This is a genomic window from Sporosarcina sp. AD_1 (assembly GCF_057373025.1).
Genome location: NZ_JBPVIR010000001.1, coordinates 268094 through 284662, shown reverse-complemented (window position 1 = coordinate 284662; position 16569 = coordinate 268094). Strand labels below are relative to the sequence as shown.

The 16569-nt window shown below is 46.1% G+C and carries 16 protein-coding genes, 1 pseudogene and 1 other annotated feature; of the genes and pseudogenes, 13 read left to right on the top strand and 4 right to left on the bottom strand.

All coding sequences use genetic code 11. From position 1 onward, the window contains the following. Nucleotides 1-42 precede the first annotated feature (42 nt). The 3 genes and pseudogenes from ACSW3C_RS01455 to argF all read left to right on the top strand — a co-directional run. Nucleotides 43-349 (top strand): annotated as a pseudogene (locus ACSW3C_RS01455) (IS5/IS1182 family transposase); the annotation flags it as partial. Nucleotides 350-521: 172 nt separating this feature from the next. After that, the gene (locus ACSW3C_RS01450; RefSeq protein ID WP_486560486.1) at nucleotides 522-1610 is read left to right on the top strand and encodes a M42 family metallopeptidase; all 1089 of its coding nucleotides are present in this window, start codon (nucleotides 522-524) and stop codon (nucleotides 1608-1610) included. Between the two features lie 162 nt (nucleotides 1611-1772). Beyond that, entirely contained in the window at nucleotides 1773-2738 is a 966-nt protein-coding gene (gene argF, locus ACSW3C_RS01445; RefSeq protein WP_486560485.1) for an ornithine carbamoyltransferase, read from the top strand. 235 nt (nucleotides 2739-2973) lie between these two features. Here the strand turns inward: argF and ACSW3C_RS01440 are convergent, their stop codons facing one another. After that, the gene (locus ACSW3C_RS01440) at nucleotides 2974-3279 is read right to left on the bottom strand and encodes a hypothetical protein (protein WP_486560484.1); all 306 of its coding nucleotides are present in this window, start codon (nucleotides 3277-3279) and stop codon (nucleotides 2974-2976) included. 124 nt (nucleotides 3280-3403) lie between these two features. Beyond that, on the bottom strand, nucleotides 3404-3616 hold the full coding sequence (gene sspI, locus ACSW3C_RS01435) for a small acid-soluble spore protein SspI (RefSeq protein ID WP_238082466.1): 213 nt from the start codon (nucleotides 3614-3616) through the stop codon (nucleotides 3404-3406). A gap of 92 nt (nucleotides 3617-3708) precedes the next feature. Between sspI and ACSW3C_RS01430 the strand changes: the two genes are divergently transcribed. The 3 genes from ACSW3C_RS01430 to pheT all read left to right on the top strand — a co-directional run bounded on the left by ACSW3C_RS01430 (nucleotide 3709) and on the right by pheT (nucleotide 8383). Beyond that, nucleotides 3709-4482: a TrmH family RNA methyltransferase gene (locus ACSW3C_RS01430; protein WP_486560483.1), complete on the top strand. Its 774-nt coding sequence runs from the start codon at nucleotides 3709-3711 to the stop codon at nucleotides 4480-4482. Nucleotides 4483-4653: 171 nt separating this feature from the next. After that, nucleotides 4654-4880 (top strand) — a binding site (T-box leader). 39 nt (nucleotides 4881-4919) lie between these two features. After that, complete coding sequence (gene pheS, locus ACSW3C_RS01425) at nucleotides 4920-5957, top strand: phenylalanine--tRNA ligase subunit alpha (protein WP_486560481.1); 1038 nt, start codon at nucleotides 4920-4922, stop codon at nucleotides 5955-5957. Nucleotides 5958-5971: 14 nt separating this feature from the next. Then, nucleotides 5972-8383: a phenylalanine--tRNA ligase subunit beta gene (pheT, locus tag ACSW3C_RS01420; protein WP_486560480.1), complete on the top strand. Its 2412-nt coding sequence runs from the start codon at nucleotides 5972-5974 to the stop codon at nucleotides 8381-8383. Nucleotides 8384-8429: 46 nt separating this feature from the next. On the opposite strand, the gene ACSW3C_RS01415 is transcribed toward pheT, so the two are convergent. After that, the gene (locus tag ACSW3C_RS01415) at nucleotides 8430-8984 is read right to left on the bottom strand and encodes a hypothetical protein (RefSeq protein WP_486560478.1); all 555 of its coding nucleotides are present in this window, start codon (nucleotides 8982-8984) and stop codon (nucleotides 8430-8432) included. Between the two features lie 43 nt (nucleotides 8985-9027). Next, nucleotides 9028-9969, bottom strand: coding sequence for a ribonuclease HIII (gene rnhC / locus ACSW3C_RS01410; protein ID WP_486560476.1), 942 nt, complete (start codon nucleotides 9967-9969; stop codon nucleotides 9028-9030). 248 nt (nucleotides 9970-10217) lie between these two features. Between rnhC and zapA the strand changes: the two genes are divergently transcribed. The 7 genes from zapA (at nucleotide 10218) to ACSW3C_RS01375 (ending at nucleotide 16420) form a co-directional block, all read left to right on the top strand. Then, on the top strand, nucleotides 10218-10478 hold the full coding sequence (gene zapA / locus ACSW3C_RS01405) for a cell division protein ZapA (RefSeq protein WP_248509233.1): 261 nt from the start codon (nucleotides 10218-10220) through the stop codon (nucleotides 10476-10478). Between the two features lie 9 nt (nucleotides 10479-10487). After that, the gene (locus ACSW3C_RS01400; protein ID WP_486560475.1) at nucleotides 10488-11027 is read left to right on the top strand and encodes a CvpA family protein; all 540 of its coding nucleotides are present in this window, start codon (nucleotides 10488-10490) and stop codon (nucleotides 11025-11027) included. Between the two features lie 61 nt (nucleotides 11028-11088). Next, nucleotides 11089-12795, top strand: coding sequence for a DNA polymerase/3'-5' exonuclease PolX (gene polX, locus ACSW3C_RS01395; protein ID WP_486560474.1), 1707 nt, complete (start codon nucleotides 11089-11091; stop codon nucleotides 12793-12795). Between the two features lie 17 nt (nucleotides 12796-12812). Continuing rightward, nucleotides 12813-15167, top strand: a complete 2355-nt coding sequence (locus ACSW3C_RS01390; protein WP_486560473.1) for an endonuclease MutS2 — start codon at nucleotides 12813-12815, stop codon at nucleotides 15165-15167. An 84-nt stretch (nucleotides 15168-15251) separates the two neighbouring features. Further along, nucleotides 15252-15665, top strand: a complete 414-nt coding sequence (locus tag ACSW3C_RS01385) for a DUF350 domain-containing protein (protein WP_238082449.1) — start codon at nucleotides 15252-15254, stop codon at nucleotides 15663-15665. 352 nt (nucleotides 15666-16017) lie between these two features. Beyond that, a complete protein-coding gene (locus tag ACSW3C_RS01380) occupies nucleotides 16018-16170 on the top strand; it encodes a hypothetical protein (protein WP_486560472.1) in 153 nt (50 codons plus the stop codon). Between the two features lie 43 nt (nucleotides 16171-16213). Further along, nucleotides 16214-16420 carry a hypothetical protein gene (locus ACSW3C_RS01375; protein WP_486560470.1) on the top strand — a complete coding sequence of 69 codons (207 nt, stop codon included), beginning with the start codon at nucleotides 16214-16216 and terminating at the stop codon, nucleotides 16418-16420. Nucleotides 16421-16569 lie beyond the last annotated feature (149 nt).

The window sequence follows — 16569 nt, the reverse complement described above, 5'->3', positions numbered from 1 at the left end:
CCAATCAACGGTATTTTCTATTTAATGAATGAGGTGATGGAAATGATAAATAAGAACCAAATCAATGAATGCGAACAGTTGGAAATGCTGACAATAGAACAGTTGGTTCCTCAAGATCATCTAGTGCGCAAACTGGATGCGACCATTGTTTTCTCCTTCATCTATCCATTAGTAGAGGATCTTCATTTGGCCATTAGGAGACGCAGCATAGATCTTGATGTACGTTCAAGATGACATTCATTGAGTAGGCTGGTTCCTAGGCTTTGGCTTTCATACAGAGGATCCTCACTTTTCCGCGTTTTGGAAGAACTATGTCTGTCGATTTGCAGATACAGATCTGTTTGAGCAGCCCCCAATTGTACGACGATGACAATTGGGGGTTCGTTTATGGAATAAAAGGTGAAAATAGGGCACAGTACATAAAGAAAGAATGAGTATTGGTTTTTTGCTGAAAAGTTTTGAAAACGGTCTCAACATGTCTTATACTACTCATATACGAATTGTTTAGGAGGGCGAAATAATTGCCGAAAATGGATGAAACATTAACCATGTTAAAAGACCTCACGGATGCGAAAGGCATTCCGGGGAACGAAAGAGAACCCCGTGAAGTGATGAAAAAGTATATCGAGCCGTTTGCAGATGAAATTGAACAGGACGGCCTTGGTTCATTGATTGCTAAAAAGACAGGTGCTGCGGATGGCCCGCGCATCATGCTTGCCGGCCATCTGGATGAAGTCGGTTTCATGGTGACGAAAATCGATGAAAAAGGATTTCTATCCTTCCAAACAGTAGGCGGATGGTGGTCCCAGGTGATGCTTGCGCAGCGGGTGACGGTAGTGACAAGGAAGGGCGACACAGTAACAGGCGTCATTGGCTCCAAGCCGCCTCACATCCTATCAGCAGAAGCTCGGAAGAAACCGGTTGATATTAAAGATATGTTCATCGATATCGGAGCGAGCTCCAAGGAAGAAGCGCTTGAGTGGGGCGTATTGCCTGGCGACATGGTCGTACCTTATTTTGAATTCACTGTCATGAATAACGACAAGTACTTGCTGGCAAAAGCATGGGACAACCGCATTGGTTGTGCGATTGCGATTGATGTAATGAAAGCATTGAAGAAAGAAGATCATCCGAATGTTCTCTTCAGCGTTGGCGCTGTGCAAGAGGAAATTGGTTTGCGAGGCGCGAAAACGGCTGCTGCAAAAGTCAAGCCGGATATCGGAATTGCGGTTGATGTCGGCGTGGCAGGCGATACGCCGGGTGTAACATCCAAAGAAGCAATGGGCAAAATGGGCGACGGTCCTCAAATTTTCCTTTTTGACGCATCAATGGTGTCCCATAAAGGACTTCGTGACCTTTTCGTCGATACAGCGGAAGAGCACGGCATCCCTTATCAATTTGAAGCATTGGCAGGCGGAGGCACCGATGCAGGCTCCATCCACGTGAGCAACAATGGCGTTCCGTCCATTGCCATTTGTGTCGCAACAAGATATATTCACTCTCATGCAGCGATGCTCCATCGTGATGACTATGAAAATGCAGTCAAGCTCATTGTTGAAGTTATCAAAAAATTGGATCGTGATACGGTGAACGAGATTACATTTAACTAAACTAAATTAAGTGAAAAAGAAATCTAGCTCAGTTGGAGCGGGATTTCTTTTTTTATTTTTCAAAAAAGGTAGATACCCACCAACTGATTAATAAAAATTCATTTGACTTAATATTTATGCATATATATACTAGAGTATACAAACTGGAAGGGAGAGAATGGCATGGTGAAATATAAGGAGAATTTCGTTGATATAGAGGGGAACTTGCAGGGGCGCGACCTGTTGAGCCTGTTAGATTACAGCAGTGAAGAGGTTGCATACTTATTGCAAAAAGCGCATGATATGAAATCGAAAATGCAAAAGGGGATTATGCCTCCGGTGCTTGCGGGGAAGACGCTGGGCATGATTTTTGAAAAGCATTCGACTCGAACGCGTATTTCTTTCGAGGTGGGAATGATTCAGCTTGGCGGGCATGCCATGTTCATGAACGCGAGAGATTTGCAAATCGGCCGTGGGGAATCCATCTATGATACCGGGCATGTGCTTTCGGAATATTTGGATGGGGTTATGATCCGGGCGAACTCTCATGAGATGGTGAAAGAACTGGCGCAGCATACATCCGTTCCTGTCATCAACGGTTTGACAGATCTATTTCATCCTTGCCAAGCTCTGGCTGACCTATTGACAATCAAAGAAGGGAAAGGCTCCTTAAAGGGCTTAAAATTGGCGTACGTGGGAGACGGGAATAATGTAGCTCATTCCCTAGTAATAGCGGCGGCTCATATGGGAATGAACGTCTCTGTTGCCACTCCCGCCGGGTATGAATATAACGAATTTTTATTACAAAAAGCGAAAAAGCTGGCGGAGGATAATGGCGGGAGCGTCCTTGTGATGCAAGATCCGGTAATGGCGGTTCAAGATGCAGATGCTATTTATACAGATGTCTGGACTTCCATGGGTCAAGAGGGGGAGACGGAGAAACGGCTGCATGACTTTGCGGGATTCCAGATTAACGATCAGCTCGTTGCGCACGCCAAATCCGATTACATGTTCCTTCATTGCCTGCCTGCGCACCGGGAGGAAGAAGTTTCAGCCTCTGTCATTGATGGGCCGAATTCATATGTATTCCAACAAGCGGGTAATCGGCTGCATGCACAGAAAGCGGTTTTGGCTACATTATTAGCGTGATAAAACAGCTATACAAGTTGAAAAAAATACTGTCTCTAACCGTTGATTTCCGTTACGAGCGGATGCTTTGCGGGCACGGCTTCAGCTAAGCCATTCAAGCGTAATCTTGCTCAGTGCTCGTAACGCTACGCTTTTACTCGCAAACGCCGTTCTTCGTAACGACGTTCACTGGTGTCGCCGCTCTGCACTCCAATCAACTACGTGAATAGGAAAAATAATTAAGTAACATATATAGTCAAAATGGAATTTCACCGTTCTGAAACGGAATTAGAATAATGAACCAAGCTGCGATAAAGGAGATCCAAAACCAAAAAGAGTGGAGCTTATTTCGTTTTGTCTTGTGAAACCAAACATCTATCAAGGTAACTGCTGCAAAAAGGATGTATGCCAGGCCAAACCAGATGACCCACACATCACCGGTAAAAGCGATACCTTTCATCTCATAAATCGGTTTAAGAATATAGAGAGTGCCCGCTAATCCGGCAGCTAAGAAAACAAATATTTTCAACATGGATAGGATAACTTCTTTCAGCAAGTTCATTGGTTTCTATCCTTTCTGTAAATGGTTACCATTTATTTTAGCTGATCGAAAGTTAGGAATCCATGATGAATAGGAGAATATAAAAAAAGAGCCTTCAGGAAAAGTTCCGACGGCTCTTTTCATTTTATTGCCCGGAAAACGCTTGAGCGATCTCTCCGGAAATCTTTTCTTTCTCCTGCTCGTCAGCGCGGTTCCAAAGCTTTTCAAAAAACACGCCGAGACCTGGAAGCATCTGTTCTTCGCCACGTTGAATGGCATCGTCCACAATGCCTTTAATATCGTTTGCTGAGTTGTTTTTCATGTTTGCCGTAATGGCTTCACGAATTTGAAAGTTCATTTTTATTCAACCTCCTGTTATTAATGTGTTCAATCCATCGCCAACTATGCATCTTTTTGCTACACTAAAAAGAAAAAAGGATGTCTATGTACATGAAACGAATCGAATCTCGCCAGAATGCACTAGTGAAGCATTGGCTCAAACTAATAAAAAATAAAAAAGATCGTGATAAATCTGGAGAATTTCTCGTCGAAGGATTCCATCTCGTCGAGGAAGCGTTAAAAACGCAAGGTACTGTCCTCCATCTAATTGTTCGGGAGGATGTGGAACTTCCTTCACATTTCAAAGAGGCTGCTGTGCAGCAAATTGAAATTCCGAGCGCAATCGCAAAGGAGCTTGCCGAGACGGAGAATTCCCAAGGCGTTTTCGCCCATTGCCGGCAACCTGAATACAATGAGGAATTATTTAGCGGTTGGAAAAAATTCCTGTTCATTGATGCAGTGCAAGATCCAGGAAATGTGGGCACAATGATAAGAACTGCAGATGCAGCTGGAATGGATGCTGTCATTCTCGGCCACGGTTCTGCTGATCTCTACAACCCAAAGACAATTCGATCTGCACAAGGATCTAATTTTCATCTCCCTGTTGTAAAAGGGAACCTCGAGGATTGGATCAAGCGCGCAAAAGATAATGGCGCTGTCATTTTAGGGACGGGCCTTCATGAGGCAAAAGATTATCAAGCGATTCAAGCCCCACCTTCGTTTGCCTTGTTAGTCGGCAATGAAGGAAGCGGTGTTTCGGCAAATTTATTGAAGCAATCGGATGAAGTGGTCAAGATCCCGATTCTTGGCCAAGCGGAATCCTTGAATGTTGCGGTCGCGACCGGCATTCTCTTATATGCATATGCTGTTTCCGGAAACAGGTAAGGGGAATGTCGCAGATTTTGACGGTATCACGTGATGTTCCTAGTGTTGCCGAAAATATTTGATTCATGTATACTAAAAACTAAAGTTAAGGCGGCTCGCTCAGAGGCGACAGGCTGACAACAAATGCGATGGGAATGTATGAATTCATTCAATCGCCACTTTCTATTATGTGAAAAAGCGATGAGCGGGAAGAGTAGATGACATGCGGTCGTCAGGAAGTCTGTACCTTGACTGGAAGTACAGATCGATGCGCAGTGATTGAAGTTCACCCCGTTAGCTGCCGCCAGGACCAGTATTTTGTAAAGGCGTGCCGGTGTAGGACCGTTATTCCAATGAAGTGATTATGCAAGTTTGCATAATAATCAGGGTGGTACCGCGATCTCGTCCTCGTCCCTTTTTTGGGGGCGGGGATTTTTTATTTTGAAAGGAGAATGACGATGGAACAGCAATTGCAGCAATTGAAAGAAGAAGCATTGAAAAAGATTCAGGATGCGCAGGGGGTTAAGGAATTAAACGACGTCCGCGTTGCCTATCTCGGTAAGAAGGGTCCTATCACCGAGCTATTGAAAGGAATGGGAAAACTTTCTGCTGAAGAACGTCCAAAAATGGGGGCGCTTGTGAATGTCGTCCGTGAAACAGTTACCGAGGCATTGGAGTCCCGCATGGCTGTACTTGAGGAAGCGGCGATCCAAGCTCAGTTAGAGAATGAATCAATCGATGTGACACTGCCAGGACGTCCTGCGCCTGCAGGCAATCATCATCCGTTGACTCGTGTCGTGGAGGAGATTGAAGACTTCTTTATTAGCATGGGTTATGAAATCGCGGAAGGACCGGAAGTGGAAAAGGATTACTATAACTTTGAAGCGCTTAATTTGCCAAAAGGGCATCCGGCCCGTGACATGCAGGATTCGTTCTATATTTCAGAAGACATTTTACTTCGTACCCATACTTCTCCCGTTCAAGCAAGAACGATGGAAGCCAAAAAAGGGGAAGCGATTAAAATTATCTGTCCCGGAAAAGTGTACCGCCGTGATAACGATGACGCGACCCACTCCCATCAGTTTACACAAATCGAGGGACTCGTTGTCGGTGAAAATATTCGCATGAGTGACCTGAAAGGTACGTTGGATTTGTTCGCTAAGAAGATGTTTGGAGCAGACCGTGAAATCCGTCTTCGTCCAAGTTTCTTCCCGTTCACCGAGCCTTCGGTCGAAATGGATATTTCATGCTTCAAATGCGGTGGAGCGGGTTGCAATGTTTGTAAAAAGACGGGCTGGATTGAAATTCTCGGAGCCGGCATGGTGCATCCGAATGTATTGAAAATGGCGGGCTACGATCCGTCCGTGGTGACAGGATTTGCATTTGGCATGGGACCTGAGCGGATTGCCATGTTGAAATATGGCGTGGAAGATATTCGTCATTTCTATACAAATGATATCCGATTCATCTCGCAATTCAACCGGACGGAAGCGTAAGGAGGAGAACTAAAATGTTAGTATCTACAAAATGGCTCAGTAAATATGTAAATATCAATGGAATTGCCCCTGCTGATCTCGCAGAACGGATCACGCGCGCAGGTATTGAAGTGGACTCCATTATCGATCGCAGTCAAGGAATGACAAATGTTGTTGTCGGTCATGTAAAGGAGTGTGTCAAACACCCGGAAGCTGATAAATTGAACATTTGCCAAGTGGATGTTGGAGAAGAAACGACTCAAATCATTTGCGGCGCACCGAATGTGGCACAAGGCCAGAAAGTGATTGTCGCTCGTCCAGGTGCTGTTCTTCCAGGCGGAGTCAAAATCAAAAAAGCGAAACTGCGCGGTGAAGAATCAAACGGCATGATCTGCTCCCTTCAAGAGCTCGGAATTGAAGGAAAGCTTGTTCCGAAGGCGTATGCTGAAGGAATCTATGTATTGCCTAAAGAAGCTTTACCCGGAGAAGACGCTTTACCGCTTTTAGGTTTAGATGATACGGTTCTTGAATTCGATTTAACGCCAAACCGTTCAGACGCTCTCAGCATGCTTGGCGTCGCTTACGAAGTGGGTGCCATTCTTTCTCAAGGAATTGCGTTGCCGGAAATCAATTACGATCAAGCATCGGAAAAGGCAGAGGATTTCTTAAAGCTTCGTGTGGAAGCGACACAGGACAATCCAATGTATGTAGCAAAAGTGGTCAAAAACGTAACTGTTGCGGAATCGCCATTATGGCTTCAAAACTATTTGATGGCAGCTGGCGTGCGCCCGTATAATAACGTCGTCGATATTACGAACTTCGTCTTGATGGAGTACGGCCAACCATTGCACGCTTTCGATTATGATCGTCTTGGAACAGGAGAAATTGTCGTTCGACATGCAGCAGAAGGCGAGAAGATTGTCACACTTGATGATGCCGAACGGACATTGCGATCTCATAATCTAGTCATCACAAATGGAAAAGAACCGGTTGCGCTCGCTGGCGTCATGGGCGGTGCGAATTCCGAAGTGCATGATGGCACGACAACGGTCGTTATTGAATCGGCTTACTTCGCACCTGCTTCCGTCCGACAAACGTCCAAGGAAGTTGGCTTGAGAAGTGATGCGAGTGCGCGTTTTGAAAAAGGAGTCGATCCGAACCGTGTTCAGGAAGCTGCTGAACGTGCTGCCCAGTTGATCGCAGAATTGGCTGGCGGAGAAGTGTTGGCGGGTTCAGTCATCTTTGACGAACTCGAGAAGACGCCTGAACGCATTGTCGTCTCACCTGATTACATTAACAGCCGTTTAGGCATGAAAATATCAATGGATGAAATGATAACCATTTTGAAACGTCTCCAAATCCCGACGGAAGCTGTCAATGGCCAGCTGGTCATTGATGCACCGACTCGCAGACAAGATTTGAAGATTAAAGAAGACATCATCGAGGAAATCGCGCGCATGCACGGCTATGATGAAATTCCAAAGACGCTGCCGGTGACAGAGTCAGTGCCAGGAGGTTTAACGTCCTACCAGGCAAAACGGCGTGTCGTGCGCAATTTCCTAGAAGGAGCAGGTCTCTTCCAGGCGATTACGTATTCATTGACATCCAAAGAGCAATCACAGGCATTCGCACTTGAAACGGCTGAAACAACTAATTTATTAATGCCGATGAGTGAAGAGCGGAGCACATTGCGCCAAAGCCTAATTCCTCATTTGCTGGAGGCGCTGACGTACAATGTGGCTCGTCGAATGGACTCCGTCGCACTATACGAAACAGGATCGGTATTCCTAGGAATGGAAGAAGACGGATTGCCAAAAGAGGTTGAACATTTGGCTGTTGCCTTGACAGGTCAATGGGTGGATCATGCATGGCAAGGCGAGTCGAAGAACGTTGATTTCTTCGTCTTAAAAGGAATTGTCGAAGGCTTAATGAACCGTCTAGGTTTCTCCGATCGTCTCACGTTTGAAAAGGCGGCAATTGCCGGCATGCATCCAGGTCGTACCGCGGATATCCTTCTCGATGGAAAACGTGTCGGATTGATTGGCCAATTGCACCCTGCAGAAATGAAAAAGCGGGACTTGAAAGAAACATATGTGATGGAAATGAACCTGGCCGACGTATTGAAGGCGGAAACAGCTGAGCTTGTCTATAAGCCGGTTCCGCGTTTCCCTTCTATGACGAGAGACATCGCACTCGTCGTTTCAAAAGAGACGACTGCCGGAAAATTGGAGCATATTATCAGAGATGCTGGCGGCAAGCTTCTGAAAGGCGTCAAATTGTTCGATCTTTATGAAGGTACAAATGTCGAGGAAGGCAAAAAATCGATTGCGTTCTCTTTAACATACTTCGATCCAGAACGGACGTTGACAGACGAGGAAGTCGTGAAAGCGCATGATAAAGTACTAACTGCATTAACTACAGAAGCGGACGCTCAACTCCGCGGATAAAAGAATGGCCGCCCGTGGAAAGGATTCCTGGGCGGCCGTTTTTTGGTTATTCCACATCAAAGCCGATTTGCAATTTCATCTTCATTTTTTTCTCCGCTTTTTCAGAGTCATCGACGATGGAGAATGCGGCTAGGCCCTCCATCGAATACTTTCCTCTTGGGAAACCTCCATGGTCGCTGATGGACTGGACAAATGCCGCATAATCCTCAGCGTCTTTGTCGCTATATCCTCCGGCAAAACCGTAATATTCACGATACGGTTCTCCACGATTCAAGTCGGTGATAAGCAAAGGAGAATTCATTGCATAATCAATTGTATAACCCCGGGTCTTCTCATGAATCGGAAAGGAGAACGGTGAGGCAGCATGGGAGATCTGAATTTCTTCTTTCTCGCCTACATAAGTCAATTCTGCATAAATCACCGGTTTTTCATATTCATCGTACTTCGTCTTTTCTGAAACAAGGCGGAAAATGAAATCTCCTTCTCGCACTTCGTCTTCTTGTGGATTGTCTTGCAACTGTGGTGGAGCTTCTTCTGTATTTTTGCTTTGGCACGCAGTCAGCAGCAGTGCTGATAACAGGATCATCACTATGGCTCTCATTCGTATTCACCTCATCCATTCGTACGTAATGGACTGGGAATTGTTACTTCTTTTTACGAGCAGCGATTTTCATGGCCTTTTCACGATTGGCAAAATGCCACTTGGATAATGATTTCAGTGTACTTTCGCCTTTTGACAACAGGATTTTGGCAGCGGCTTCATCGACTTTCGGGCCCGCGCCTTTGGGCAATTGAACGCCGGTCAGAGTGCTGAGCCGGTCCATTTCTTCTAAAAAGGCAACACGGGCGATGATGGAGGCAGCGGCGACGGCTACGTGGAGCCCTTCTGCTTTCGTCGAGAATAGTACATTCTCCTGGACGATTTCAGGAGCCGCCTTCAGATGGTTGTAATAGATGCCGCGCTCTGCGAATTGGTCAATTAGGATGTATTCCGGTTTTTCGTCTCCCATTTTCCGAAGGACATGTTTCAGTGCCTGATTATGAAGCATAGCTTTGATTTTGCCTTGCGACCATCCTTTTTCCTGTACTTCGTTATACTTGTCATTTTTCAAGGTCAAGACGGAATGGAGGAGCGTTGCTTTCAGATCCGGTGCAATCTGCCTCATCCAATCGTCCGTCAATTGCTTGGAATCCTTTACGCCTAGTTCCTTCACGAGTTCAATTTGCTCTTTCCTGACAAAGCACGCACAAACCGTAATAGGGCCGAAGAAATCACCGGTTCCAGTTTCATCTGAGCCGACTATGGAAAGATTGGCCAGATTGGAAGGCATCGTATCTCCTTGCGTTTTCGGTTTTACACTTGCAGCTTTAACGGGTAAACCGGCTCCAGACCATCCCGCCGCTTCACGGGTTGAGCCGGCCCCTTGAAAGAGCACTTTTCCAGACTTATAAACAGTAATGGCAGTATCGTTTAGCTTTGCGGCGAAAACTACCCCCGGTGCGTTTCGATGTATTTTATTGTTTTCATAATGCTTCATCAAACGGTTCATTTCTTCTTTTCCTAAAACGATCACTTGTTGGCTCATTTGCAACTTCCTTTCCCCATCTACTGACATATTGTACAATACTACAAGGTGGAATAACTATTGCTAGAGAAGAACGTATGGATGGGCACATCCTTTATTCACAACCAAAATGGTTTCATGTTATGATGGGGTACAGAGTGCTGTACCGTACTTGTCCATTTCCTCTGTTCGGTTTGGTGGACTGTTTCATATTATTTGATCATCAATGGCCGCAGCGCCTGTTGAATCGGAATCGGGAGGTCGGATTATTGGAAGACGAGCAGAAGACGCGCGTTTCGGTCGATATTTTTGGGCAGACGTATACGATAGTCGGCGATGAATCTAGCAGCCATGTCCGTCTCGTTGCCTCCATGGTCGACGATAAAATGCGTGAAATCAGTGCCCGGAACCCTTATTTGGATAGCGCCAAAATTGCGGTTCTAACTGCAGTAAACAGCGTGCATGATTATTTGCTGTTGAAAGAGAAGATCGAACGGTTGGAAGAAGAATTGAATAAGTTGAAGGGTTGACGGACGTTTATGCTTGATTTAATTATTGTGTTCCTCCTGCTCGGAGGATTGATCACCGGATTCAGACGTGGCTTGGTCGTGCAAGCCATTCATATGACAGGCTTCATTATTGCGCTAATTGTCGCTTACATATACTACAAACCGCTGGCTGAAAAATTTGTCTTATGGGTTCCATATCCAGGCGTTACCGCAAATTTGAAGCTGAGCTGGGCTGTCGAGCAGATCGATTTAGATGAAACTTTTTACCGGCTGCTTGCCTTTGTCCTCATTTTCCTTGCTGTGAAATTCGTGTTGCAGCTGATTGCATCGATGTTCGATTTCCTGAAGTTCTTGCCTGTGCTAGGCTTTCTTGCACGTTTTGGGGGAGCAGCCCTAGGGTTTGTAGAGTTTTACATTTTGATATTTTTCGTGCTCTATGTATTTGCTATGATTCCGATAGACTTCGTGCAGGGAATCATTGATAACTCTATTTTAGCCAATGCGATGTTTGAACATACTCCGATCATTTCAGAGACTGTGAAAAAATGGTGGTATATTTATAAAAGTTGACGGCTTCCCCCAACGTGAGGGAAGCTTTTTTTGAAGGGACATATGGAGGAGGCTGATTTTGTTGAATAAAAAGACAATCATCCGGACGTTTGAAAAGATTGCTTTATATATGGAATTGCTTGGGGAAAATCCTTTTAAGGTGGGTGCATTCCGCAAAGCGGCCAATGTGGTGGAATTGGACCCGCGAAGTTTATCCGAAATGGATGATATTTTAACTTTGAAAGGGATTGGCAAAGGGACAGGTGCTGTCATCGTTGATTTGCTGGAAAAAGGAGAATCTGATCTGCTGAAGGAATTGGAGGAAGAAGTGCCAAAAGGATTGATTCCTTTATTGCGCATCCCCGGACTCGGTGGAAAACGGATTGCGAAATTAAGAGAGGCACTCGGAATTGATTCCGTGGAATCGTTGCGTGCGGCCTGTGAAACGAATGAAGTAAGTAAATTGCCCGGCTTTGGCAAAAAGACGGAAGAAAAGATTTTGCATGAAATTGAGCAATTGGGAACGCGGAAAGGCAAACTCCCCGTTTGGCAAATTGAGCAGATTGTCTTCTCCATCGAGGAGGAATTGCGCCGAATTGAAGACATTAAACGCTTCTCGGTAGCGGGCAGTTTCCGCCGCGTGGAAGAGGAGAGCAGTGATGTTGATTTTATTATCGTGACGGACAAGCCTTCCAGAGTAAGAGAAGCTATCCTCGCAGCGCTGCCGGTCGAAGAGGTGATTGCTGCCGGTGATGCAAAGTTATCGGTAACGCTAGACATAACAGATCTCGTCGATGCGGATTTCCGCTTTGTGACAGACGAGCAGTTCGCCACTGCGATCCATCATTTCACCGGTTCGAAAGATCATAATGTGCGAATGAGGCAAATCGCCAAATCCAGTGGAATGAAAATTAGTGAATACGGCGTTGAGCTAGAGGACGGGAGTGTACTCACGTTCGATTCCGAAAAGGATTTCTTTGCTCATTTCGGTTTGCCGTTCATTCCGCCATCGCTCCGAAAGGACGGCAAGGAAATCGATAAGGCTAGCGAATTGGACGGCCTCATTTCACTTGCAGACATCCGAGGGGATTTCCATATGCATACGACCTGGTCGGATGGAGGCTATTCGATCCGTGAAATGGTCGAAGCATGCCGCAAGAAAGGCTATTCACATATCGTCATTACTGACCATACGCAATACTTAAAAGTGGCGAACGGTTTGACGCCGGAACGGCTGAGGGCACAAATAGCCGAAATCCGTGAACTGAATGAGGAATACGAGGACATTGAAATTTTCACTGGGACAGAAATGGATATTTTGCCTGACGGGCGTCTGGATTTTGAAGATGATCTGCTGGAGGAGCTTGATTTCGTCATCGCCTCGATCCATTCCAACTTCAATCAAAGCAGGGAGCAGATTATGGAGAGGCTGCATTCCGCCATTTCCAATCCTCATGTCGATATGATTGCCCACCCGACCGGAAGAATTATCGGGCAACGAGAAGGCTATGATGTGGATGTGCCTCAACTGATTGAATGGGCCAAGCAATATGGTAAAATCTTGGAGCTCAATGCCAATCCGCATCGTTTTGATCTGGCTGTTGATTATTTGGCAATGGCCCAGGAGGTAGGAGTGAAAATAGCGATCAATACGGATGCCCATGCGACAGATCAGTTACGATACATGGACATAGGCGTTCGATACGCACAGAAAGCATGGTTGAAAAAAGAGACGGTCGTCAATACATGGCCGCTTGAACAATTCATCCGTGACATCATACGGAAGTGAAAGGAAGTGTAAAGACATTGGAGAAACGTGTCTTGAAAACACTTGAATTTGATAAAGTCAGAGCGCTCGTGGCAGGGCATTGCACGTCCACGGCGGGTCGGACACATATAGAGAAGCTTGTGCCGGTCAGCGATTATGACCGGGTTGTCCAGTTACTTGAAGAGACAGATGAGGGGCTGGCTATATTACGTGTGCGTGGCAATGTGCCGATGGGCGGGATCAGTGATGTGAAACCCCATGCAAAACGCGCACAAATCGGCGGTATGCTCAGTGCCTATGAACTAATGGAAATCGCCAATACGATACGGGCCAGTCGGATCCTGCGCCAGTTTATTGAATCGGTTGATGAAGATGAGGATATTTTAATCCCGCACTTCATGGCAAAGAAGGAATCATTGCCAATCCTTACGGGTCTTGAGCATGAAATTAATCATGCCATTGATGACAACGGGCATGTTCTCGATAGTGCGTCCAGTACACTGCGGTCCATCCGGCAAAGCCTGCGCATCCAAGAAGGCCGGGTGCGTGAAAAACTGGAGAGCTACACAAGGGGGCGCAATGCCGCCAAAATGCTTTCCGATTCGATCGTCACGATACGAAACGATCGGTATGTCATTCCGGTAAAATCGGAATACCGATCCCATTTTGGAGGAGTCGTCCATGACATGTCCTCTTCTGGCCAGACGCTATTCATCGAACCGGATGCCGTCGTACAGGCGAACAATGAAATTCGTACGTTGAAATCAAAGGAACAGGATGAGATTGAAAAAATCTTAATAGCCTTGTCTGCAAAAGTGCAAGAAATTGCCCATGAGCTGTTCGTTCTCGTCGATGTGCTGGCAGAAATAGACGTCATTTTGGCTAAAGCGAAGTACGGAACGGCTAATAAATGCACGAAGCCTGCTGTTAACCAGGAAGGCTATATTCGACTCGCCAAAGCACGCCATCCATTGATTCCCGCGGATGAAGCAGTGGCCAACACAATTGAATTTGGGAAGGATATTACGACAATCGTCATTACTGGACCGAATACAGGCGGAAAGACCGTGACACTGAAAACGGTCGGGCTCTGCACCTTGATGGCACAAGCTGGCTTGCCGATTCCTGTATTGGACGGTTCTGAAATCGCAGTGTTTAATTCGGTCTACGCTGATATCGGAGACGAGCAGTCCATTGAACAGAGCTTAAGTACCTTCTCTTCTCATATGGTGAACATCGTTGATATCCTGAAAAAATTTGATTCGCAATCATTGCTGATCTTTGATGAGTTAGGATCAGGGACCGATCCGCAAGAGGGAGCGGCCCTCGCCATTTCCATACTGGATGAAGTCCATGGGACCGGCGCGAGAGTCATGGCAACAACACATTATCCGGAACTTAAAGCATACGGCTACAATCGGCCGGGCGTCGCGAACGCAAGTGTGGAATTCGACATCGATACGCTAAGCCCGACCTACCGATTGCTTATCGGCGTACCGGGACGAAGCAATGCGTTTGAAATATCAAAACGGCTCGGTCTTGGTGAACATATCATCAAGCGTGCCAAAGGATTTACGGGCACAGATCGCGGCGAAGTGGACTCGATGATCGCTTCTCTCGAATCCAGCAGGGTTCAGTCGGAGAAAGATGCCGAGCGGACGCATGAGCTATTGTTGGAAACGGAACAGTTGAAGCGGGAACTCGAAAGCAAGCTTGCCGAATACGATCAACTGAAAGACCGGCTAGTTGAACAAGCGAAAGAAAAAGCGAAAAAGATCGTAGAAGAGGCTCGGTCAGAATCCGAATCAGTCATCTCAGAATTGCGTGCTCTCCGTTTGAATGCCGGAGCAAGCGTTAAGGAACATGAACTGATCGAAGCGCGTAAACGGCTGGAAGGCGCCATGCCTGCTGAGGAAAAGAAGAAAGTGAAAGCGAAAGCGGCACCGCGTCCATTGCAGCCTGGCGACGAAGTGAAAGTAGTCACGTATGGGCAAAAAGGAACGCTTGTTGAAAAAGTATCCGACAAGGAATGGGTTGTGCAAATCGGCATACTAAAAATGCGTCTGGACCAATCCGTCCTGGAGTACAGCAAACCGGAGAAAGAGAAGGAACCGGTCGTATCCGCTTCCGTAAAAGGAAGAGATTCCTACGTGAAACTCGAACTGGACTTGCGCGGGGAGCGCTATGAAGATGCCATCCATCGGACTGAAAAGTATTTGGATGACGCATTGCTGTCAAATTACCATCAAGTATCGATCATCCACGGGAAAGGAACCGGCGCATTGCGTCAAGGAATCCAAACCTACCTGAAAAATCACCCACGCGTAAAGAGCTATCGATTTGGCGAAGCAGGTGAGGGAGGTCACGGGGTGACGGTCGTTCAGTTGAAATAAGTACTATTTCGCTGCATTTTTGAAACCTTTCTCTCTCTTGTCCGTATAGGATGGGATGATTGAAACAATAAAGGAGCCATATTGATGTCGAAAACAGGATTTTGGAGTCATCCTTTAGTTGAAACAGCAGGCTACTTCAGCGTAGTAGTGCTTTGCCTCATCGTTTCCATGGCGTTATTCGAGCTAGTAACGAAATACAGGAACTGGGAAGAAATCAGAAAGGGCAATATGGCTGTCGCCATGGCAACCGGCGGGAAAATATTTGGTGTCGCCAACATATTCCGCTATTCCATAGAGCAGCACAATACACTGCCGCAAATGATCGGCTGGGGTTTGTACGGATTCGTCTTGCTGATTTTTGCGTACTTCCTTTTCGAGTTCCTTACGCCTAAATTCAATATTGATAAGGAAATCGAAGAGGACAACCGGTCCGTCGGATTTATTTCATTAACCATTTCCGTAGGTCTCTCGTTCGTCATCGGTGCGAGTATTTCATAGGAGTCGTTGAATGTGGAAAAACTATCAAAAATATTACTCGTCGTCTGCGTCCTATTTATCCTAATCGGCGTTTACTGGATGATGAAACATACACCTTGATCTATCACAGATAGAGCTTAACCAGCAGGCAAACTCATGCATGACTTGAGTTTGCCTGCATTTTTTTGTGGTTGTGCGTGACAGGGAGTATGTGACGTTCGAGGGGATTTTTTCGATAGAACGAAGCGGGTAAAAACTTGCGTGCGGTTCGAATAAATACTAGCGATTCAACCGATTAATCTAAGCGTGGGAAATTCCATGTCTTCGCCTGCTTCAGGTCGCGCTGAATGCCTTTGACCATCAAGCAATTGATTTGATCATTGAAGTTATTCTTCGCTTGGAATTTTACGAGCGGTTCGGGAGAGGATACGAGCGGTCTCGGGAATATACGAGTGGTTCGGGAGAGGATACGAGCGGTCCAGAGAATATAGGAGTGGTTCAGGAAAATATACGAGCGGTCTTTTAATTATACGAGTGGTTCAACCGTTAATCTAAGCGCGGGAATTCCTATGTCTTCTCCTGCTTCAGGTCGCGCTGAATCTTTTGACCATCAAGCAATTGATTTGATCATTGAGGTTATTCTTCGCTTGGAATTTTACGAGCGGTTCGGGAGAGGATACGAGCGGTCCTGGGAATATACGAGTGGTTCAGGAGAGGATACGAGCGGTCCAGAGAATATAGGAGTGGTTCAGGAAAATATACGAGCGGTCTTTTGATTATACGAGTGGTTCAAATGAATAAACGAGTGGTTCAACCGTTAATCTAAGCGCGGTAATTCCTATGTCTTCTCCTGCTTCAGGTCGCGCTGAATGCCTTTGACCATCAAGCAGTTGTTTTGATCGTAAACGAGCAATTCACACTTTCT

Excerpts from the sequence above, each read along its gene's own strand:
- argF (WP_486560485.1), top strand. The coding sequence starts at position 1,773 with ATGGTGAAATATAAGGAGAATTTCGTTGATATAGAGGGGAACTTGCAG.
- ACSW3C_RS01440 (WP_486560484.1), bottom strand. The coding sequence starts at position 3,279 with ATGAACTTGCTGAAAGAAGTTATCCTATCCATGTTGAAAATATTTGTT.
- sspI (WP_238082466.1), bottom strand. The coding sequence starts at position 3,616 with ATGAACTTTCAAATTCGTGAAGCCATTACGGCAAACATGAAAAACAAC.
- ACSW3C_RS01430 (WP_486560483.1), top strand. The coding sequence starts at position 3,709 with ATGAAACGAATCGAATCTCGCCAGAATGCACTAGTGAAGCATTGGCTC.
- pheS (WP_486560481.1), top strand. The coding sequence starts at position 4,920 with ATGGAACAGCAATTGCAGCAATTGAAAGAAGAAGCATTGAAAAAGATT.
- pheT (WP_486560480.1), top strand. The coding sequence starts at position 5,972 with ATGTTAGTATCTACAAAATGGCTCAGTAAATATGTAAATATCAATGGA.
- ACSW3C_RS01415 (WP_486560478.1), bottom strand. The coding sequence starts at position 8,984 with ATGAGAGCCATAGTGATGATCCTGTTATCAGCACTGCTGCTGACTGCG.
- rnhC (WP_486560476.1), bottom strand. The coding sequence starts at position 9,969 with ATGAGCCAACAAGTGATCGTTTTAGGAAAAGAAGAAATGAACCGTTTG.
- ACSW3C_RS01400 (WP_486560475.1), top strand. The coding sequence starts at position 10,488 with ATGCTTGATTTAATTATTGTGTTCCTCCTGCTCGGAGGATTGATCACC.
- ACSW3C_RS01385 (WP_238082449.1), top strand. The coding sequence starts at position 15,252 with ATGTCGAAAACAGGATTTTGGAGTCATCCTTTAGTTGAAACAGCAGGC.
- ACSW3C_RS01375 (WP_486560470.1), top strand. The coding sequence starts at position 16,214 with ATGTCTTCTCCTGCTTCAGGTCGCGCTGAATCTTTTGACCATCAAGCA.